The sequence below is a fragment of the Rhodanobacter sp. C05 genome, assembly GCF_002001165.1.
GTDB lineage: Bacteria > Pseudomonadota > Gammaproteobacteria > Xanthomonadales > Rhodanobacteraceae > Rhodanobacter.
Window position 1 is genome coordinate 212,396 of sequence record NZ_MUNQ01000010.1, and the last position, 19,021, is coordinate 231,416.

Genomic DNA, 19,021 nt, shown 5'->3' on the forward strand with positions numbered 1-19,021 from the left:
CAGTTTAGCGAATGCGTCAAGGGATGCCCTGATCCGTGTGGATGAGGGCAATCTGGATCGAATGCCGCCACTCAGGGATCGGGCACGAAATGACCCGGGAACGGCTCCGGCATACCCGGGCGCGGTGCTGGCACAACGCCACGTGCGAGCAGGTGGTTCCAGGTGTCGTAGTACAGCGTGATCACTTCGTCTGGCGTACTCGACGCACGCTCGAAATCGACATAGTGGGTTGAGGACTCTTCGCGCTGGCCGTGGCCGGTGCCGAGCGGCCCGTCATTCTGGGCCTTGGCCATTGGTGCCTGACTCACGGAAGCCTGGGTTGGTGGTGCGGCCATGGGAGGAGCGGAATTCACGGCAGAGCGGGCTGTTGATTCCATGATCGGAGCTGGAGCAGGTGGCGCCGGTGCGGGCATGGGTGCGTAGGTTTCCCGCGAAGCCACGTCGGCCATGGGCGCTTGCATCACCTGTTGAGGATAGGCACGCTGGCGACGGAACACTGCCACGCCGATCACGCCGACATTGTCGGGACGCCCGGTGCGTACCGCGTAACTCTGCGCGTAATCTGCGAATACGAAGTCGGCGACCTGGGCCATGTTCTTGCGCCAGCCGAGCACGTCGGTGTTGGCATACCGATCCAGCACGTAGCCGGCCTGCGACCAGTCTGCGTTATCGCCGGAGATTGCATTCACGGCATCGACTGAAAGCACCGCCATCATGTCGCTACCGGAACGGTTGCGCAGGCTGATCTGGTAGCGATGACCCGGCTCACCGGCGATGTAGTAGCGGCCATCGTGTCGGTACACCGGCAGCGCGCGCTGGCCGTCGCGGTCATACACGCTCAGGTCGACCAGCCGACCCACTGCAGCGACGGACGTGGCGTGGACCAGGCCCGCCGCAAAGGCGAGCCCGAGCAACAGGATTTTCATGGGGCGACTCCGGCATGCATCGCGGATCGATGCATGGGATGTAACGCTGCGCCGCTGCTTATGGGGTTAACCCGTGATCAGGTTTCGGCGGTGCCGGTCGAGAAAATGCTGTCGTCTACGATGGCGATCGACCGGCGAACAGGCGTCGCTCCAGCATGTCGAACGCGAGGGTTACCAGCAGGGCTGCCGCTGCGCCGAGGGTGACTTCGCCCAACCGGAACAGGGCGAACTGCCAGAATGCACCGGTGTGCGGCACCAGCATGATGATCGTGGTGGTGGTGCCGCTGATGCGGCCGGCGGCACCCAGGTTGAAGACCGAGCACAGCAGCATGCCGGCGATCACGGCCAGTACATAGGCCAGATAGTGATCATGCCCGAGCATCGCGGCACCCAGTCCGATCAGGCCGCCGATCATCGCGCCGACGAACTGGTCACGCGACGAGTTGCGCACTTCGGCATAGCTGCTCTGGCTTACCGAGATCGCAGTGATCGCGGCCCAGAAACCTTGCCCGAGACCCAGTTCGAGGGCGATGAAGTAGCTGATGCTCGCGGCCAGCACGGCACGCAGTGCATGGACCAGACCGACGATCAGGCGGTCGCGTGGTGGTAAAGCGTGCCGCAGCTGCAGCACTTCATCAGCCAACAGACCGAGCTGGCGGTGGTGCTCAATCAGCGGTCGTTGCGATTCGCTCATGCGTCCTCGCCCACCCCGGTGCCAGTAGTGTTGCCACTAGCATCGTTGTCGATCCCATTCTCCGGGGAACCATCGGCGGCCTCTGTGTCATCGTTATCCGAAGAAAGTCGCTTCGGCATGGATTTCTTTGTTTTGATGCCGAATTCGCGTAGTTGTTCTGCTTGGCGTACCAAACCACGACTAGGATCGGTTAATGCTTTTTCGGCTAATTGCACAGCGGCGGTGGCTTTGCCAAGCGCGTCGCCGATGGATACGACATGCTCAGTGAATTGCCTGGCGGCTTCGTACATCAACCTTCCGCGGTCGACTATCTTTTCCATGTTTCGCGTCGTCTTCTCTACGCGCCAGATGTACTCGATGGTACGCAGAACGGTAAACAACGTATTGGGCGACACGAGGGCGACGTGACGTTCGAGAGCGTATTGAGCAAGATTGGGATCGGCTTCGCTAGCAGCCGTCAAGGCGCTTTCAATAGGTACAAAAAGAAGTGTGAAGTCCACACTTTTTAGGTTGTAAAGCGAAGGGTAGTTTTTCTTCGACAGATCTTGGATATGCCTTTTGATGGATGTCGAATGATCGTCTAGGGCCGCCATGCGTACTTGTTCATCGCCGTTCGAAGAGACAAAGCGTTCATAGGCGACCAAGGAGACTTTCGCATCAATCACGATGGAGCGATCTTGCGGAAGATCCAGCACGACGTCAGGAATGAGTCGCCCATCGGTGCCTTCGACTTTGTGGCTCACCTGGGTTCGGAACTCCATACCTTCGCGTAGCCCGGCCAGTTCCAGAATACGTTGGAGTACTGCTTCCCCCCATATGCCGCGCGTCTTACTTTCACCGCGCAAGGCATTCGTGAGGGACTGCGCTTTGGCGCCAATATCCTGATTCAATTTCGTAAGTTCGAGGATCTGCGCAATTAGACCTGCTCGCGCAGCGACATCCGCCTCGCGCGCGGACTCAACCTTGCCTTTGAAATCCTTGAGTGTCTCATTGAAGGGATCAAGCAACGTGGAAAGAGTTGATCTCTGCTGCTCGGTTAGCTTTGCGCCCTTCTCCTCGAGCAAGGTGCTGGCCATGAGCTTGAACTCTTTTGCCATCTCCTCTTTTGCGCCCGCAAGTAGCGTGGTTGTCTCAATTTCCCGCTGTTTCGCGGATTTCACTTCCTGCTGAAGTCGTGCATTGGACTCGAGAAGTGCGCTTTTGGTCTCGACGATGCTCTTATTGGTTTCGGTTAGCTCGATGAGCTGAGCATTCGCCACCGCAAGGGCTTTTTCGACCGCGTCTAGCTGGCTCGATTTTCCGGCCAGATCTTCGCGCTTGATGGCAATTTCTTCGGTTGCAGCACGCATTTCCAACTCGAGAGCCTGAGCGCGCTCTGCTTGCGTTTGTGCTCGTGCGAGTTCTGATGAAACTTCGCGCAAGCTCGCATTGGCATCAGCCAGTGCTTTCTGCGAATCGTCGTAACTCCGACGTCCGCGCAGCAGCATGATCACTTGCAGCACACCGGCCACAAGTGCAGCGACGACGAGGACGATCAACAGCATTTCAGTGGCAGGCATAAGGGAATCCAGTGATGCAGGCTGCGAGTTTACGCAAGACTGTCTCGCCCGCTGCGATCAGGCTGATCAATCCACGCGGCAGAACACGGCCTTGAGGTAACGCCCCTCGGGTACATCGGTACGGAACGGATGGTCGGTACCGGCACCACGCACTTCGAGGATCTGGATCTCGCGACCGGCATTCAGCGCCACGCGGCGCAGCATTTCGAGGAATTCGCTTTCGCCGACCAGGCCGGTGCACGAGCAGGTCAGCAGCAGGCCGCCGGGCGGGATGATGTCGAGTGCCATGCGATTCATCGCGAAGTATTTCTTCAGCGCGTCCATCACCTTGCTGCGGTCGCGGGTGAGCTTGGCCGGATCGAGGATCACCGCGTCGTACTGCTCGCCACGCGCCACGGCGGCGCGCACCCAGTCGAAGATGTCCGACTGTTCGAACGTTACCGCGACGTTGTTTGCCGCGGCATTTGCGCGGGCGATCTCGAGGATGCCCGCATCGAGATCCACGCCGACCGCTTCACGCGCGCCGGCCGCCATCGCATGCACCGCGAAACCGCCGGCGTTGCAGCACAGGTCAAGCACGCGGCGGCCCTTGGCCAGTTCGGCGAAGCGCTTGCGGTTGTCGCGCTGGTCGGCGAAGAAGCCGGTCTTGTGGCCGGAACCGGGTGCGGCGTGGAAGTGCAGGCCGTGCTCATGCACTTCGACAGCCTCCGGTGCATCCGGGCTACGGACGTCGAACGATTCCTGCTTCTGCACATGCGATTCGGCAAACCAGTACAGCCGCGCGTCGGGGAAGTGGCGCAGCAAGGCGGCATGGATGGCCTCGCGGAACTTCCACATGCCCGCGGCGAAATATTCGATCACGAGGATATCGGCATAGCGGTCGACGATCAGCCCGGACAGGCCGTCACCTTCGCTGTGCACCACGCGCCACGCATCGCTGACGCTGTCGAGCTGCAGCCACTCGCGCCGCAGCTGCACCGCACGGGCGATGCGTGCGCCGATCCAGTCCGCATCAATCGCCTGATCCGGGTGACTGTCGAGCAGGCGCAAGGCAATCCGCGCGTGCCCGTTCCAGAACGCGCGGCCGACGAAACGACCCTTGGCATCCTGCACCTCGACCACGCTGCCCGGCGGCAGCTTCGATTCCGGCTTGTAGATCTGCGCCGACCACACCCATGGATGACCGGGGTTGCGATCGGATTTCAGGCGAATGACGGGCAGGGTCGGTGCCGGCGGTAGCTGGTCAGGAGCGTTCATCCGCCCATGATAGCGTGCGCGCTCCGTCGGGCATGCCTCAGTCGGGCTGCATCACCGCCAGTTCATTGCCGTGCGGATCGAGAAACTGGAAGCGTCGACCCCCGGGAAACGCGAAGATCGGCCGCACGATGCTGGCGCCGGCCGCAGTGACTGCGCTCAGCGCTGCCTCCAGATCGTCCACCGCAATCACCGGAAGCGGCGCACGGGTGGCTTCGGCCGGGTCTCCTTGCAGGCCGATATCGACGTCGCCGGTCATGGTGCAGGCGTAGGTCGGGCCGAAACCGGTCAGTTCCCAGCCGAACGCCTGGGTGTAGAAGGCTCGGGCCGCGGCGATATCGCTGGCCGGCAGCTCGATGTAATTGGGACGCGCCATGGTCGGCTCCGTTGCGTGGTCGATGGAAGCAGGTGATGGTTCAGCGCAGCCTGAGTACCAGCCATGACAGCAGCGCCAGCAGGTTGATGCCGAGTCGCGAGACGCCTGGGCCGGCCAAGGCCAGCACAAAGCCCTGGCTGCCGAAGTGCCAGTCGATGCCGAGCCGCGGCGCGGCTTGCAGCGTGGCGAACACATTCACGAAGGCGCCGCAGTGCAGCGCATAGCTGAAGATCGGCAGCGCGATCAGCGGCAGCTGCAGCAGCTGCGCCCAGCTGGACATGCGCACGCCACGATCGCCTCCGTCGAGCAACTGCACGCCGGCAGCCAGCACAAATCCGTACAGCGCCAGACTGATCAGCGCGAGCACGCTTTCGTGGGCTGAGCCGAACGGCAGCAGCCGATGCAGCGCCGCCGCCACGCCATACAGGCCACCGGCAATTTCAAGGATGCCGATCAGGCGGAACAGGATGGTGCGCATGCATAGCCTCGCTAAAAAGACACAAGCTTAGCCTAGCCGCCAGTCGATCAGCACGACACGCGCTTCCTCGATGATCGAGTGCGGCACGAAGCACGCGAGTGGAGGAAAGTTCCTACGGCAACGGTGCTGCTATTCGTATGCCCGCGGTAGTGGCGGAGGCAGCAGAGAGGGCATCAGATCGACGCGGAAGAGTACGACCAGCATGGCGATTGCCAGCACATTGGCGCCGGCAATGAAACGGACGTCTGACGTGGCACCGGGATGTATGGCCAGCGTAAACGACGAACCGAGCAGGCCGCGCAGGCCGAATTCGCTGCCGCCATAAAGCAGCCCGGTCGCGCCGGTGTAGAACACGTAGGTGAAGCCGGTCGATTGGATCACGGGAATCTGCACGAACAGCAGCAGGCGCGTCCACTGCAGCCCGAGGTCTTCGCCGAACCAGAGTCCTACGGCCGCCGCGCCAATGGCCAGATACATCAGGACGGCCATTGCGCAGATCAGTCGCGTCCCGAATTGGGGTGCGCCCATGGCCACGACGCCGAGCATGATGCCAATCACCGCGCCCGCGCCCAGGATCACGCAGATGGAACGCACCAGCCAGTGGGTTTCGCGGATCGTTGTCATCGGTTATTTCCCCCTGCGCCTATTCCATCATGTGGCGAGTTCGTCGGCCAGTTCATGCAGGTCGGCGATGTGCTGCTCCCACCAGCGCGATTCGGCAGCGAACGGAAAAGCGGCGGGGAACGCCGGATCATGCCAGCGTGCGGCAATCCAGCCGGCGTAGTGCAGCTGGCGCATCGCACGCAGGGCGGGGACCAGCATCAACTCGCTGTCGTCGAAATCGCGGAACTGCCGATAGCCGTCGAGCACAGCATTCATCGCGCGTTCGTCGCTGGCGAGCATCCACAGGTCCTGCACCGCCGGGCCGGTGCGCGCGTCGTCGAGATCGACGAAGTGCGGTCCCTCATCGGTCCACAGCACGTTGCCGGGATGGCAGTCGCCGTGCAGGCGCAGTTGTCGCAACGGGCCGACTGCTTCAAGGCGCGAGGCAATCGCGGCATCGAGACGTGTCGCCGCCGAACGGTAATTCGTCTGCAGCGATGCCGGCAACAGCGACGACTCAAGCACCGCCTGCATCGGCTGCCGCACCATCGTCTCGCGATCGAGCCGGCCGCGATGGGCGAACGGCTGGCGCGCACTGACCACGTGCATGCGCGCGATCAGCCGGCCCAGCCATTGCAGTTGACCGAGCGCTTCCAGTTCCGGCGCACGGCCGCCGCGACGCGGGGTCAGTGCATAGCGGAAGCCGTCGTGGAACAGCAGGGTGCGACCACCGAACACGAGCGGCGCGACCACCGGCAACTCGGCCGCAACGAGTTCCTGTGCAAACGTGTGCTCCTCGATGATCGCCGCATCGCTCCAGCGGCCGGGTCGGTAGAACTTCGCGATGACCGGTGCCTGGTCTTCCAACCCGACCTGCCACACCCGGTTCTCGTAACTGTTGAGTGCGAGCAAGCGGCCATCCGGCCACAGGCCGCAGGCCGTGACGGCATCGAGCACCAGGTCGGGGCTGAGGCTGGCGTACGGCGTGTCGTTCAACGCGGGCCCACGACGCGTGCGGGCACCACCGCCATGGTGATGCGCGAGATGCATACCAGCGCGCCTTCCTCGCTTTCGATGCGGATTTCCCAGACCTGGGTGGTGCGGCCGATATGCAGCATCCTCGCGGTACCGGTGACGGTACCGCTGCGCACGCCGCGAATATGGTTGGCGTTGATGTCGAGGCCGACCGCGAGCTCCTTCTCCGGATCGAGCGTGAGCATCGCCGCGGTGCTGCCCAACGTCTCGGCCAACACCACCGAGGCGCCGCCGTGCAGCAGCCCGTATGGCTGATGGGTACGGTGGTCGACCGGCATGGTGCCCTGCAGCCAGTCATCACCGATCGCGCTGATGCGGATGCCCAGCGTCTCCATCATGGTGTTGGCGCTCCAGGCGTTGATCCGCGCCAGGTCGGTCGGCTGTTTCCAGAGGCTCATCGTTGATTCCTGTGTGTCGAACCCGCATTGTTGTCCGCTGCGACTGCAACGACAATGGATCCGGTGTTCAACGTCACTCTCAAATCTTCAGGCCGCCAGTTTTCGGTGGCGGCTGGTGAAACCGTGCTGGAAGCGGCGCAGCGGGCAGGCGTGGCATTGCCGTATTCCTGCCGGGCCGGTGTCTGCGGAAGCTGCAAGGCGACCTTGCTGCAGGGACTTTGCGAGTACCCGCGCAATCCGCCGCTGGCGCTGAGCGCCAGCGCGCTGGCGCATCATGCGGTGCTGTTGTGCCAGGCGGTGCCGACCAGTGACCTGTTGCTGGAGGCGCGCGAAGTGACCTCGGTGGAAGACATCGCGCGGCGTCAGCTCGGCATGGTCGTGACCGACAAGTGGCAGCTGGCACCGGACGTGATCGGCCTGCGTCTGCTGCCGGCGCACGGCGAGCGCCGGCTCAACCGGTTGCCGGGCCAGTACGTGGATGTATTGCTGGAGGACGGCAAGCGGAGACCGTTCTCGATCGCCAACGGCCCGCAGGCGGACGGCATGATCGAGCTGCATGTGCGGCACGTGACAGGCGGCGGCTTCACCTCGTGGGTCAACGATGCGCTGAAAGTGGGTGATCACCTGCGCATCGAGGGACCGCTGGGCACCTTCGTGCCGCGTGAGGATTCCGAACGGCCGATGGTGTTCATGGCCGGCGGCACGGGCTTCGCGCCGATCAAGGCAATCGTCGAGCACTTCATCGCGCTGGGCACGCGCCGGCCGATGCAGGTGTACTGGGGCGCGCGCTGTGCGGCGGATCTGTACCTGCGCCCGCTGGCCGAGCACTGGGCGCGTGAGGTGCCAAACCTGCAGTTCCACGCCGTGGTGTCCGATCCGGAACAGACCACGGGTCTGCGCACGGGGCTGGTGCACGAGGCGGTGCTACAGGATCAGTCCGACCTGTCCGGCCACGATCTGTACATGAGCGGGCCGCCGGCAATGATCGATGCCGGGCATCCATTGTTTCTCGATGCCGGCTTGCCGGAAGACCGGCTTTATTACGACTCGTTCGACTACGCGCCGGACGTGCTGGCGCAGATCATTGCCGCTCGCGCAGGGATCCACGATCTGCCGGGCTGAGGTTTAGCTGCTGCGTGCATGTTGGATAAGCCGCAGGCTTCGCCCGGCAAAGACCACGAACGCTTGCCTACTTGTTGCCTTTGGCAACGGGCAATTGCGCCGCTTGCCAGGCCAGCACGCCGCCGCCGAGCGTATGCACCTTGACGAAGCCGGCCTTGACCAGCCGCTGCGCGGCCTTGACCGAGTTGCCGCGGCCGTCCTTGTCCATCACCACGACCGGCAGTTCCTTCGCCTTGGCCAGATCCTTGTTCTCCGGATCGAACTGGCTCATCGCCACGTGCCTGGCTCCGGGCACGTGCATCTTTTCGAATTCGGTGATCGAAGAGAGGTCGATCAACAGCGGATTTTCACGGTTGATCAGCAAGGTCAGGCCAGCCGGGGTCAACTCCCTGGTTTTGCTGAACAGCTCGGCGATCTGCATGGCGATCAATGCCAGCAGCAGGATCGCGAACAGGGCCACCAGGGCCGCATGGTTGCCGATAAATTCGGGCAGCTTGTGCAGGATGTCGTTCATCGTCAGTCCACAGGTGCGTCGATCGCACCGACTCAGGTAAACCGGCGATTATACGGGCAGGCCGTGATCGACAGGCGATCACGGCCAAGGATGGCGAGTCTGGCTCACTCCTGCGTGATATCCGGCAGACCGCTGGTCAGCCACCAATGCTTGCTTTTGTCGTCGTAGTGCCAGGTCTGGTGATCAATGATGGTGCGCTCGGTCTGGGTGTGGACGTTGACCAGACTGATATGCACGGTCTGCTTCACCTGACCCTCGCCTGCTGGTACCGGGCCGGCGCCTTCGTCGTATCCGCTGACTTTCACCTGCTGGTAGCGCTCCATGTCCAGCTTGCTCAGCGGATGGTCGGCGCGGATCTTCGGATCGATGAACTGCACGGCGCTCTGGAAATCGCCCCAACGCAGCGTGCTGCTATAAGCGGTGAGGGTGGTGGTCAGCGTATCGCTGCGCGACTGGGTGGCGCAGCCAGCCAGCAGTGAGACGCACAGGATAATCAGAAGACTCAGGATGCGGCGCATGGGTGCTTCCCCGACGAATGGCGCGCCCATTCTGCCGCAAGCGACGGCCTGCGTCTGTGCCGGCTCAACCGCGCCGTTTGGCGACAAAGCGCGCGTTCAGCGTGGCGGCGGGTTTGCCGCCCTCGCCGGGGATCACGCAATCGACCTCGATACGTGCCTTGCCGCGTGCGTTCAGCGTGCCGAAGAACGTGGCCCAGTCGGCCTCGGCGGCCAGCCGCGATTCGCTGCGGAAGTCCTGCCACAGCGGTGCCAGGTAGCGCACGGTGGATTCGGCCACGAACACGTCACAGTCGTGACCCTGCCGGCGCAGTGCCAGTTCCACCAGCGCCCAGCCGCTCAAGGTCATCAGGCTGACCAGGCTGCCGCCGAACGCGCAGCCCTTGTCGTTGACGTTCGGCGCCAGTGGCGCCAGCAGGCTCAGCATGTCATCGCTGCACTCGCCCAGATGCAAATCCATCGTGTGGGCCAGCGGAATCTCGTCACGGATGAACTGGATCAGCTGTTGCGCTGCTGTGGTTGCGTCGTCGATGGTGGTCACGTTGATCGGAGGCTGTGCTGTGGGGATAAGGATTCACCAGTGTAGGGCGGCCGGTACACTGGAGTCATGGCCATGATGGATGCGATGAGCGGATGCAGCGGCAATCCCGGGTGAACAACGAGGGTCTGCGCGGCCGCACCGTGGTGATTACCCGTCCGGCGGGTACCGCGGCTGCATTGGCACGTCGGATCCGCATGCTCGGTGGCGTGCCCTTGCTGCTGCCTGGACTGGCACTGCGCGGTGTGGTTGATGAAGTTACGGCGCGCAACGATCTGCAGACGGCCCTGCGAGACGAAGTGCTGGTCTTTACCAGTCCGGCAGCGGTGCGCTTCGCCGCTTCGCTGCTGCCACTGCGGACCAGGGCGATGGTACTGGCCGTAGGTCAAGGCACCGCGCGAGCCTTGCAGCGGCAGGGTGTCCGCATGCCGCTGGCACCGCCACGACAGGATAGCGAGGGCCTGCTGGATCACCCGGCCCTGCATGATCTGCATCATCGTCGCGTGGCCTTGATCGGTGCGCCCGGTGGTCGCGGCCTGCTGCGTGAACAGATCGTCGCGCGCGGCGCACGGCTGCATGATCTGCATGTGTATCGGCGGGTGGCGCCGCGGCTGGATCGTCGGCATGTCGATGCACTGCTGCAACTGCCGGTGTCTGCCCAGGTGCTGCTGTCCAGCGCGGAAGCACTGCAGAACCTGCAGCAGCTTTTGCCGTCGCCGGCGTGGTCACGGCTGTGTGCGGCAACCGCCGTGGTCAGCAGTGAGCGGCTGGCCATGGTCGCCCGCGATGCCGGTTTCTCGCGTATCGCACTGGCCGCTTCGGCACTCTCGGCCGATCTGCTCGACGCGGCCATGCGCGTGGGCTGAGCCTTCACATCAAGCTGCTACGAACGCGGGCGTATGGCCTGTTAGCATTGGTGCATGAGCAACGTAGACAAGCCCAACGAGTCCGCAGCGCCCATCGGCGCCCGTCCCGATGTGTCGCCGGCACGCAGCACGCCGGCCACACGCGAACCGCGTCCGCGTGGCGGCGGCAGCTTGGCGCTGGCTTTGCTGCTCTCGCTGATCGCGGTGGGGGCTTCCGGCTACGTCGGCTGGCACCAGTGGCAGCAGGAGCAGGGCAGCGTCGCTGACAGCCAGAACGTGGCCAGTCTGCAGCAGCGCCTGGCCGCGCTGGAATCCACGCTGTCCGGCGTCAGCGGCGAGCGAACCAGCCTCAACCAGCGCCTGAATGACGCTGCCGCGGTCAACCGCTCGCTGCGTGAGGAATTGCTGGGTCAGGCCGAACGCACGCGCAATCTCGAGGACGCCGTGGCCAAGCTCGCCGAGAAGAGCCTGTCGGGCCACGATGCCATGTTGCTGGACGAGACCGAGTCCATGCTGCGCATGGCGGGTGAGCGTTACATCCTGTTCCACGATGCCCAGGGTGCGGCAGCCGCGTATACCTTGGCCGATCAGACCCTGGCGGCGGTCAACGATGGTGCATTCTCCGCGGTGCGCCAGAGCATCGAGGCCGAGCGCGACGCGCTGGCGAAGAGCCAGCCGGCAAGCCAGGCCAGTTCATTGCAGCAGCTGACCGCCTTGCGCGGCATGCTGGCCACACTGCCGCTGAAGCCGCTCGATACGCCGGACACCACGCAAGCGCCGGATACCTGGTCGCGCATCCGCCATGCCCTGGCTGGTGTGATCAGCGTGCAGCGCGACAACGGTGCGCCGCTGGCGGTGGCGGATGCACGTTTTGCACGCGAGCTGGCCGAACTGGATCTTGCGCAGGCGCAGGTCGCGCTGATGGCCTATGACAGTCCGACGTACGCCGCCGCGCTGCAGCGGGTGGATACTGCCTTGTCGACCCAGTTCGACGGCCACGCCGCCGAGGTGCAGCAGGCGCATGCCTCGCTCAGGCAACTTGCTGACGCCCTGCCGGTGAATGCGTCGGTGCAGCTGGGTGCTGCGCTGAGTGAGCTGCGCAATCTGCGCACCGTGCATGCGCTGAAACCGGATACCGACAACGCCACACCGGCGGCAGCGGCCGGCAGCACGACCAAGCCCGCTGTCGGAGCGAAGCCATGAGGGTATGGCGCTGGGTCCTGCTGCTGGTGATCGTCGCGGCGCTGGCCGCGTTCGGCTGGCACTGGGTGGCGGCAGATCCCGGCTACGTGCTGCTGCGCCTGCGCGGTTTTCGGGTGGAAACCACGGTGGTCGCCGCGGCTCTCATCTTGCTGCTGGCGTGGGCCTTGCTCACCGTGTTGTGGCGATTGCTGCGCTGGCCGTTCGGCGCGTTCACGCGGCGGCATCGTCGGCTCAGCCAGCAGCGAATGGGCGATGGTCTGATCGCCCTGATCGAGGGCCGTCACGGCGATGCCGAGCGTGATCTCAATCGTGCCTCGCGACTGCACAGCCTGCATGGACCGGCCCTGCTGGCTGCCGCCGAAGCAGCTTCGCGTCGCGGTGAACATGGCCGTGCACTGGAAGCCTTGAACCAGGCCTCGCAATCCGCGCCGCAGGCAGCCCGCGTGTTGCGCGCACGCGTGCTGCGCCGTGACGGCAAGCCGGCCGAAGCACTGGCGCTGCTGGCGCCGGAAGCCGACAAGGGCACGTTGACGCCCGGCGGCTGGCGCGAATTGGCGCTGGCGGCGCTGGCCAGTGGCGATATCCGGCGCGCCCGCGAGGCGCTCGATCCGCTGCAGAAGAGCGGCGCGCTCGGCAACCGCCCGTACGCCGCACTGGAAGCAAAAATCCTCACCGCAACGATCAACGCTGCGCCGGATGGTGCCGCACTGAATACGCTGTGGTCACAACTGCCCAAGGCGCAGCGCCGGGTGCCTGCGGTGATCGATGCGTATGCGCGGCGTGCGGCCGGCTTCGGCCTGATCCTGCCGGCGATGGATGAGGTTGAATCGGCGCTGCGCCGCGAGTGGTCGCCACTGCTGATCGAGACCTACGGCACGCTCGGCGGGGACGATATCGAGGCGCGCCTGCGCCGCGCCGAAGGTTGGTACGACGGCCATCCGAACGACGCCGTACTCCTGCTCACACTCGGCCGCATGTGCGTGCGCTTGAAGCTGTGGGGCAAGGCGCAACAGCATCTCCAGCGCTCGCTGGCGCTGGCGCCCAGCGCCGGCGCGTGGGAAGCACTCGGCGACACCTTCGCCGGGCAGGGCGACGCGGAGCAGGCACAACGCTGCTATCGCAACGCGTTGGCGTTCATCCGTGGCGAGGCGGTCGATGCGCTGCCGCCAGACAGCCGCGGAACCCGTCTCGATACCCAGTCGATCGCGGTCGAGGAACGGGATCAGCACGGTGTGCCGAGGTTGCGGGGGTAGGCGCACAATGAGGTGCAATACCTCGATCGTGAAGTGCCCGCTTTCGATTGCGGCTTCAACCGGTGGACGCAAACCTAGAGCGGCGTCAAATTCGCGTAAGCCGCCACCAGCCACTTGCTGCCGGCGCCCTCGAAGTTCACCTGCAGCCGTGTATGCGCTCCACTGCCTTCGGCGCTGAGCACCACACCTTCGCCGAAGCTGGGGTGGCTGACGCGCTGGCCGAGTTTCACCGGCAGGGTTTCTTCGAGCGACGACGAGGTTTCGCGCTGGCGACCGGCATACATCGGCCGGGTGACCTGCACGCGCGGGCGCACTTCGTCGATCAGTTCGGCGGGTATTTCGCCGAGGAAGCGCGACGGCCGCGCCAGCATTTCGGTGCCGTGCATGCGGCGCGATTCGGCATGGGTGACGAACAGTTTTTCGCGGGCGCGGGTGATGCCGACGTAAGCGAGCCGGCGCTCCTCTTCCAGCCGGCCTTCGTCGTCGACCGAGCGCTGGCTGGGAAACAGGCCTTCTTCCATGCCGACCAGGAACACCACCGGAAACTCCAGTCCCTTGGCCGAGTGCAGGGTCATCAGCTGCACGCAGTCGTCCCACGCCTCGCCCTGGTTCTCGCCGGCTTCCAGTGTGGCGTGCGACAGGAAGGCGGACAGTTCGCTCAGGCCCGCGTCGATATCTTCCTGGGTGGGCTCGAAGCGGCTGGCGACGTTGACCAGTTCGTCGAGATTCTCCACGCGCGATTCGGCATTGCCGCGAGAGTCCTTCTCGTAGAAGTCGCGCAAGCCGGTATGCGTGATCGCGTGATCGATCTGTTCGGCGAGGGTGAGCGCTTCGTCACTGCCATGCCCGCTGAAGGTCCGTGCCATCTCGTCGATCAAGGCGAGAAACGCCTTCACCGCATTCTTCGCGCGGCCAGCCAGTTCGCTGCTGCTGCTCAATTCGGTGAGCACGGCTTCCCACATCGAGGTGTTGTCGGCGCGCGCGCGGCGGCGTAATGCGTCCAGCGTGCGATCCCCGATGCCGCGTGGCGGCGTATTCACCGCGCGCTCGAACGCCGCATCGTCGTGACGGTTCGCGCTAAGGCGCAGATAGGCCAGTGCGTCCTTGACCTCGGCACGCTCGAAGAAGCGCTGGCCGCCGTAGACGCGGTACTTGATGCTGTGCTGGGTCAGCTGTTCCTCGAAGTTGCGCGACTGCGCGTTCGAGCGATACAGGATCGCGCAGTCTTTCGCGTGGCCGTGCTCGGCGATGTATTCGCGGATGCGCTCGATCACGAAGCGCGCCTCGTCCTGCTCGTTGTAGGCGGCGTACAGCGCGATGCGTTCGCCGTCCTCGCCCGCCGTCCACAGCTGCTTGCCGAGGCGGCTGCCGTTGCGCTGGATCACGCTGTTGGCAGCCTTCAGGATGGTTGAGGTGGAGCGGTAGTTCTGCTCCAGCTTGATTGTGCGGGCGCCGGGAAAATCGCGCAGGAACTGCTGCACATTCTCCACTTTCGCGCCGCGCCAGCCGTAGATCGCCTGATCGTCGTCGCCGACCACGAACACTTGTCCGGTGTTGCCGGCGAGTACGCGGATCCACGCGTATTGCAGCGTGTTGGTGTCCTGGAATTCGTCGACCAGCAGATAGCGCCAGCGTTGCTGGTAATGCTCCAGCACGGCCGGATTCTTCAGCCACAGTTCGTGGGCACGCAGCAGCAGCTCGGCGAAATCGACCAGACCGGCACGGCGGCAGGCGTCTTCATAGGCTTTGTAGATGTTGACGAAGGTGTGGGTGACCGGATGATCGCGATGCTCGATGCCGTCCGGCCGCTTGCCTTCGTCTTTCCAATTGTTGATCTGCCAGCTGGCCTGGCGCGGCGGAAATTTCGCGTCGTCCAGTCCCAGCCCTGCGATCACGCGCTTGACCAACCGCAGCTGATCGTCGGCATCGAGGATCTGGAAGGTCTCCGGCAGGCCGGCCTCGCGCCAGTGCCGTCGCAACAGGCGGTGCGCGATGCCGTGAAAGGTGCCGACGGTGAGGCCCTGGGTGCCGTTGGGAATCAGCGCTTCCAGTCGCGCGCGCATTTCGCCTGCAGCCTTGTTGGTGAAGGTGACGGCGAGAATCGCCCACGGCGGCACCCGCTCGGCCTGGGTCAGCCAGCCGATGCGGTGAGTGAGTACGCGGGTCTTGCCGGAGCCGGCGCCGGCAAGCACCAGGTAATGGCCGGGCGGGACGCAAACAGCTTCGCGCTGGGCTTCGTTGAGCGGGTCGATCAGGTACGAGACATCCATCGGGCCCATTGTAGTGGCCACAAAGAAAAACCGCCGCGGTCGCGGCGGTTTCCGCAGGTTTCGACGTGGTCAACCCTTCTTCATGAAGCCGCCAACCGCCAGCAGACCACCGACTACGATGCCGGCGATGCCAATCCACTGGGGGACGCCCTTGTCATGGGTGGCGGTTATTTTGGCCGAGCCGACTTGCAGCAATGTATCGGTGTCCTGGTAACTGGCGTGACCGGAGACGATCCAGATGCCGGCCACCAGCAAGATGATGCCGACGATGATCAGTCCTGCGCGCATGGATGCTTCCCCTCGATGGATGTGGTCCGAGTATGCCGGGTGCCGGTGTGCACAAGAAGTACAGGCCGAAGGTGCTGGCCAAAGTGCAGGCAAAAAAAGGCCCCGAAGGTTAGGGGGAACCTTCGGGGCCGGGCGGACGCGAGGGACCCAGGGGAGAGGTTCGCGTCCGTGGCGGCTCAGGGAGGTGAGCCAGCCGTGGATGCCGTTGCGTGCATCCGAAGACTTAGATGCGGATTCGGCGGGAAAGTTTCAACGGCCGGCGGAAAAAATTTATTGTCGGTTCAGTTGATGAAACCTTAACGAGCAAGCCCTTGTTGCATATGCCGGCCTGTTTGTTCCGAGCATGGCGAACTACCTCAATGCGCCTCGTCCCAGTTCGCACCGACCCCTACGTCGACCAGTAACGGCACCGCCAGTTCCGCGGCGCCGGACATCCGTTCGATCACGGCGGCGCGTACCTTGTCGATTGCATCGGCGCGCACCTCGAACACCAGTTCATCGTGCACCTGCATCAGCATGTGCACGTCATCGCGCCCGGCGATCCAGCCGGCCACCGCAATCATCGCGCGCTTGATGATGTCGGCGGCGCTGCCCTGCATCGGTGCGTTCACCGCAGCGCGCTCGGCACCCTGGCGCAGGCCCTGATTGCGCGAGGTGAGGTTTTCCAGATACAGGCGGCGCCCGAAGATGGTCTCGACGTAGCCGTCGCGATGGGCCTGTTCGCGGGTGGCGTCCATGAACGCGCGCACGCCCGGATAGCGTGAGAAATAGCGCGCCATGTAATCGCTGGCCTCACCGCGATCGACGCCAAGCTGCCGCGCCAGGCCGAACGCGCTCATGCCGTACATCAGGCCGAAGTTGATCGCCTTGGCGGCGCGGCGCTGGTTGGTGCTGACTTCTTCCGGTTTGAGCCCGAACACTTCCGCCGCCGTGGCGCGGTGCACGTCGCCACCTTCGCGGAATGCGCGCAACAGCCCTTCGTCACCGGACAGGTGCGCCATGATGCGCAGCTCGATCTGCGAATAGTCCGCCGCCAGCACTTTCCAGCCTGGCGGCGCGATGAAGGCCTGGCGGATGCGCCGGCCTTCCTCGGTGCGCACCGGGATGTTCTGCAGGTTCGGGTCGGATGATGAGATCCGTCCGGTCGCCACCGCACCCTGGTGATAGCTGGTGTGCACGCGGCCGGTACGCGGATTGACGATGCCGGACAGCTTGTCGGTATAGGTGGAGCGCAGCTTGGCGAGGCCGCGATAGTCGAGAATCAGTCGTGGCAGCTCGTGCGTATCGGCAATCGCCTCCAGCGCTTCCTCGTTGGTGGATGGCTGGCCGGTCGGCGTCTTCAGCTTGGCCTGCAGGCCAAGTTCGTCGAACAGGATCGCCTGCAGCTGTTTCGGCGAATCGAGGTTGAATTCACGTCCGGCCAGAGCGTAGGACTGCCGCTGCAATTCCAGCATGCGCTTGCCCAGCTGTTGGCTTTGCCGGCGCAGTTCATCACCGTCGATCAGTACGCCGCGACGTTCCATCGCGGCCAGCACCGGCACCAGCGGAATCTCGATGTCCTCGTAGACCTTGCGCAAGGTCGGTACGCTTTCGAGCTTGGGCCACAGCGCATGGTGCAGGCGCAGAGTGACGTCGGCGTCCTCGGCGGCATAGCGGCAGGCGGTGTCCAGGTCCACCTGCGAGAACGAAATCTGCTTCGCCCCCTTGCCGGCGACCTGTTCGTACTTGACCGTCTCGTAGCCGAGGTAGAGCCGCGCCAGCGAATCCATGTCGTGGCGTGTCACAGTAGCGTTCCACACGTAGGACTCGAGCATCGAATCGTGCTTCAGCCCCTGCACGTCGATGCCGTAGTGCGACAGGATGTTGATGTCGTATTTGGCGTGCTGGCCGAGCTTGGGCTTCTTCGCATCCTCGAATACCGGTTTCAGCGCGGCCAGCACGCTGTCGCGATCGAGTTGCTTCGGTGCGCCCGGATAGTCGTGGCCCAAGGGGATGTAGCAGGCGATGCCTGGTTCAACCGAGAGGCTGAGGCCGACGATGTCAGCCCGCATCGCATCGATGCTGGTGGTCTCGGTATCGAACGCGATCAGTTCGGCGTCGCGCAATTTTTCCAGCCATGCGTCGAGTTGTGGCTGGGTAGTGACGAGCTCGTAGCGGCCAAGCGTGGACAAGGCGGCATCCGGCGCGGCGCGGTTGCTGTCCGGCAAAGGTGTCGGGGTAGGCGTTATGGTGGATGGCCCGTCCTGGGCGTTGCTTTCCAGGGGTGAGGATGCAGAGGAGCTTGCGGCGTCGAGATCCTTCAAGGCGGCCTTGAATTCGTAGCGCGTATACAGCTCGCGCAACTGCGCGGTATCGGCTTCGCGCTGGGCCAGCTCGGTGGGACCGAGCTCCAGTGGCACATCGGTCTTGATCGTCACCAGTTCGCGTGACAGCGGCAGCTGCGGCAGCGCGGCGCGCAGACTCTCGCCGATCTTGCCGCCGATCTTGTCGGCGTTCGCGATCACGCCGCCCAGCGTGGCGTATTCGGCCAGCCACTTGGCAGCGGTCTTCGGGCCGCACTTGGGCACGCCCGGCACGTTGTCGACGGTGTCGCCGGTGAGTGCGAGGAAATCGATGATCTGCTCCGGCCGCACGCCGAATTTCTCCATCACCCCGGCGCTGTCCATCACCGTGTTGCTCATGGTGTTGACCAGGGTGACGTGCGGGTTCACCAGCTGTGCCATGTCCTTGTCGCCGGTGGAGATCTCGACCTCGATGCCGACTGCCTGTGCCTGCACGGCCAGCGTACCGATCACGTCGTCGGCTTCCACCCCGGGCACGCGCAGGATCGGGAAGCCCAGCGCACCGACGATCGCCAGCATAGGCTCGACTTGCGCGCGCAGGTCGTCCGGCATCGGTGGGCGGTTCGCCTTGTACTGGTCGTACAGGGAATCACGGAAGGTAGGGCCGGGGGCATCGCTGACGAACGCCAGATAGTCCGGCTTCGCCTTCAGCGTGGCGCGCAGCATATTGACCACCCCGAACAGCGCGCCAGTCGGTTCGCCGTGGGCGTTGCTCAGCGGTGGCAGCGCGTGGAACGCGCGATACAGATAGGAGGAGCCGTCGATCAGGATGAGTTTGGCCATGCGC

At 64.2% G+C, this 19,021-nt stretch carries 19 protein-coding genes; 4 read left to right on the forward strand and 15 right to left on the reverse strand.

The genetic code is table 11. The features are described from left to right. Positions 1 to 71: 71 nt before the first annotated feature. The 9 genes from B0E51_RS10840 to B0E51_RS10880 form a co-directional block, all read right to left on the reverse strand. Positions 72 to 926: a hypothetical protein gene (locus B0E51_RS10840; protein WP_077444912.1), complete on the reverse strand. Its 855-nt coding sequence runs from the start codon at positions 924 to 926 to the stop codon at positions 72 to 74. A 115-nt stretch (positions 927 to 1,041) separates the two neighbouring features. Continuing rightward, positions 1,042 to 1,620 (reverse strand): FUSC family protein, encoded by a 579-nt coding sequence (locus B0E51_RS10845; protein ID WP_077444913.1) that lies wholly within the window; start codon positions 1,618 to 1,620, stop codon positions 1,042 to 1,044. Next, complete coding sequence (gene rmuC, locus B0E51_RS10850) at positions 1,617 to 3,179, reverse strand: DNA recombination protein RmuC (RefSeq protein WP_077444914.1); 1,563 nt, start codon at positions 3,177 to 3,179, stop codon at positions 1,617 to 1,619. Before rmuC ends, B0E51_RS10845 begins: the two co-directional genes overlap by 4 nt. 66 nt (positions 3,180 to 3,245) lie before the next feature. Next, entirely contained in the window at positions 3,246 to 4,436 is a 1,191-nt protein-coding gene (locus B0E51_RS10855) for a class I SAM-dependent rRNA methyltransferase (RefSeq protein ID WP_077444915.1), read from the reverse strand. Positions 4,437 to 4,473: 37 nt separating this feature from the next. Beyond that, positions 4,474 to 4,809: a VOC family protein gene (locus B0E51_RS10860; RefSeq protein WP_077444916.1), complete on the reverse strand. Its 336-nt coding sequence runs from the start codon at positions 4,807 to 4,809 to the stop codon at positions 4,474 to 4,476. Positions 4,810 to 4,849: 40 nt separating this feature from the next. Continuing rightward, the gene (locus B0E51_RS10865; protein WP_077444917.1) at positions 4,850 to 5,287 is read right to left on the reverse strand and encodes a hypothetical protein; all 438 of its coding nucleotides are present in this window, start codon (positions 5,285 to 5,287) and stop codon (positions 4,850 to 4,852) included. Between the two features lie 129 nt (positions 5,288 to 5,416). Beyond that, entirely contained in the window at positions 5,417 to 5,911 is a 495-nt protein-coding gene (locus tag B0E51_RS10870; RefSeq protein ID WP_077444918.1) for a hypothetical protein, read from the reverse strand. 27 nt (positions 5,912 to 5,938) lie between these two features. Next, a complete protein-coding gene (locus B0E51_RS10875; RefSeq protein WP_254424502.1) occupies positions 5,939 to 6,886 on the reverse strand; it encodes a serine/threonine protein kinase in 948 nt (315 codons plus the stop codon). Beyond that, complete coding sequence (locus B0E51_RS10880) at positions 6,883 to 7,323, reverse strand: hotdog fold thioesterase (protein WP_077444920.1); 441 nt, start codon at positions 7,321 to 7,323, stop codon at positions 6,883 to 6,885. The genes B0E51_RS10875 and B0E51_RS10880 overlap by 4 nt, the downstream gene beginning before the upstream one ends. A 54-nt stretch (positions 7,324 to 7,377) precedes the next feature. Between B0E51_RS10880 and B0E51_RS10885 the strand changes: the two genes are divergently transcribed. Continuing rightward, the gene (locus B0E51_RS10885; protein WP_077444921.1) at positions 7,378 to 8,445 is read left to right on the forward strand and encodes a 2Fe-2S iron-sulfur cluster-binding protein; all 1,068 of its coding nucleotides are present in this window, start codon (positions 7,378 to 7,380) and stop codon (positions 8,443 to 8,445) included. 67 nt (positions 8,446 to 8,512) lie between these two features. Here the strand turns inward: B0E51_RS10885 and B0E51_RS10890 are convergent, their stop codons facing one another. The 3 genes from B0E51_RS10890 to B0E51_RS10900 all read right to left on the reverse strand — a co-directional run bounded on the left by B0E51_RS10890 (position 8,513) and on the right by B0E51_RS10900 (position 10,015). Continuing rightward, a complete protein-coding gene (locus tag B0E51_RS10890) occupies positions 8,513 to 8,959 on the reverse strand; it encodes a rhodanese-like domain-containing protein (protein ID WP_077444922.1) in 447 nt (148 codons plus the stop codon). Positions 8,960 to 9,063: 104 nt separating this feature from the next. Beyond that, positions 9,064 to 9,477, reverse strand: a complete 414-nt coding sequence (locus B0E51_RS10895) for a hypothetical protein (protein ID WP_077445012.1) — start codon at positions 9,475 to 9,477, stop codon at positions 9,064 to 9,066. Between the two features lie 64 nt (positions 9,478 to 9,541). Beyond that, a complete protein-coding gene (locus tag B0E51_RS10900; protein ID WP_077444923.1) occupies positions 9,542 to 10,015 on the reverse strand; it encodes a YiiD C-terminal domain-containing protein in 474 nt (157 codons plus the stop codon). 92 nt (positions 10,016 to 10,107) lie between these two features. Between B0E51_RS10900 and B0E51_RS10905 the strand changes: the two genes are divergently transcribed. Genes B0E51_RS10905 through B0E51_RS10915 form a run of 3 tightly spaced genes read left to right on the forward strand, consistent with a single transcriptional unit; the run spans position 10,108 to position 13,334 of the window. Beyond that, entirely contained in the window at positions 10,108 to 10,878 is a 771-nt protein-coding gene (locus B0E51_RS10905) for a uroporphyrinogen-III synthase (protein ID WP_077444924.1), read from the forward strand. Between the two features lie 54 nt (positions 10,879 to 10,932). After that, positions 10,933 to 12,081: a uroporphyrinogen-III C-methyltransferase gene (locus B0E51_RS10910; protein WP_077444925.1), complete on the forward strand. Its 1,149-nt coding sequence runs from the start codon at positions 10,933 to 10,935 to the stop codon at positions 12,079 to 12,081. Beyond that, on the forward strand, positions 12,078 to 13,334 hold the full coding sequence (locus B0E51_RS10915; protein ID WP_077444926.1) for a heme biosynthesis HemY N-terminal domain-containing protein: 1,257 nt from the start codon (positions 12,078 to 12,080) through the stop codon (positions 13,332 to 13,334). The genes B0E51_RS10910 and B0E51_RS10915 overlap by 4 nt, the downstream gene beginning before the upstream one ends. 74 nt (positions 13,335 to 13,408) lie before the next feature. Here the strand turns inward: B0E51_RS10915 and uvrD are convergent, their stop codons facing one another. The 3 genes from uvrD to polA form a co-directional block, all read right to left on the reverse strand. Further along, positions 13,409 to 15,604: a DNA helicase II gene (uvrD, locus tag B0E51_RS10920; RefSeq protein ID WP_077444927.1), complete on the reverse strand. Its 2,196-nt coding sequence runs from the start codon at positions 15,602 to 15,604 to the stop codon at positions 13,409 to 13,411. 69 nt (positions 15,605 to 15,673) lie between these two features. Further along, complete coding sequence (locus B0E51_RS10925; protein ID WP_077444928.1) at positions 15,674 to 15,892, reverse strand: hypothetical protein; 219 nt, start codon at positions 15,890 to 15,892, stop codon at positions 15,674 to 15,676. Between the two features lie 356 nt (positions 15,893 to 16,248). Further along, the gene (gene polA, locus B0E51_RS10930) at positions 16,249 to 19,017 is read right to left on the reverse strand and encodes a DNA polymerase I (RefSeq protein WP_077444929.1); all 2,769 of its coding nucleotides are present in this window, start codon (positions 19,015 to 19,017) and stop codon (positions 16,249 to 16,251) included. Positions 19,018 to 19,021: the final 4 nt, after the last annotated feature.

Bases quoted from the DNA above. Each gene is read 5' to 3' on its own strand.
- B0E51_RS10840 (WP_077444912.1), bottom strand. From the start codon at position 926: ATGAAAATCCTGTTGCTCGGGCTCGCCTTTGCGGCGGGCCTGGTCCAC.
- B0E51_RS10845 (WP_077444913.1), bottom strand. From the start codon at position 1,620: ATGAGCGAATCGCAACGACCGCTGATTGAGCACCACCGCCAGCTCGGT.
- rmuC (WP_077444914.1), bottom strand. From the start codon at position 3,179: ATGCCTGCCACTGAAATGCTGTTGATCGTCCTCGTCGTCGCTGCACTT.
- B0E51_RS10855 (WP_077444915.1), bottom strand. From the start codon at position 4,436: ATGAACGCTCCTGACCAGCTACCGCCGGCACCGACCCTGCCCGTCATT.
- B0E51_RS10860 (WP_077444916.1), bottom strand. From the start codon at position 4,809: ATGGCGCGTCCCAATTACATCGAGCTGCCGGCCAGCGATATCGCCGCG.
- B0E51_RS10865 (WP_077444917.1), bottom strand. From the start codon at position 5,287: ATGCGCACCATCCTGTTCCGCCTGATCGGCATCCTTGAAATTGCCGGT.
- B0E51_RS10870 (WP_077444918.1), bottom strand. From the start codon at position 5,911: ATGACAACGATCCGCGAAACCCACTGGCTGGTGCGTTCCATCTGCGTG.
- B0E51_RS10880 (WP_077444920.1), bottom strand. From the start codon at position 7,323: ATGAGCCTCTGGAAACAGCCGACCGACCTGGCGCGGATCAACGCCTGG.
- B0E51_RS10885 (WP_077444921.1), top strand. From the start codon at position 7,378: ATGGATCCGGTGTTCAACGTCACTCTCAAATCTTCAGGCCGCCAGTTT.
- B0E51_RS10890 (WP_077444922.1), bottom strand. From the start codon at position 8,959: ATGAACGACATCCTGCACAAGCTGCCCGAATTTATCGGCAACCATGCG.
- B0E51_RS10895 (WP_077445012.1), bottom strand. From the start codon at position 9,477: ATGCGCCGCATCCTGAGTCTTCTGATTATCCTGTGCGTCTCACTGCTG.
- B0E51_RS10905 (WP_077444924.1), top strand. From the start codon at position 10,108: ATGCAGCGGCAATCCCGGGTGAACAACGAGGGTCTGCGCGGCCGCACC.
- B0E51_RS10910 (WP_077444925.1), top strand. From the start codon at position 10,933: ATGAGCAACGTAGACAAGCCCAACGAGTCCGCAGCGCCCATCGGCGCC.
- B0E51_RS10915 (WP_077444926.1), top strand. From the start codon at position 12,078: ATGAGGGTATGGCGCTGGGTCCTGCTGCTGGTGATCGTCGCGGCGCTG.
- uvrD (WP_077444927.1), bottom strand. From the start codon at position 15,604: ATGGATGTCTCGTACCTGATCGACCCGCTCAACGAAGCCCAGCGCGAA.
- B0E51_RS10925 (WP_077444928.1), bottom strand. From the start codon at position 15,892: ATGCGCGCAGGACTGATCATCGTCGGCATCATCTTGCTGGTGGCCGGC.
- polA (WP_077444929.1), bottom strand. From the start codon at position 19,017: ATGGCCAAACTCATCCTGATCGACGGCTCCTCCTATCTGTATCGCGCG.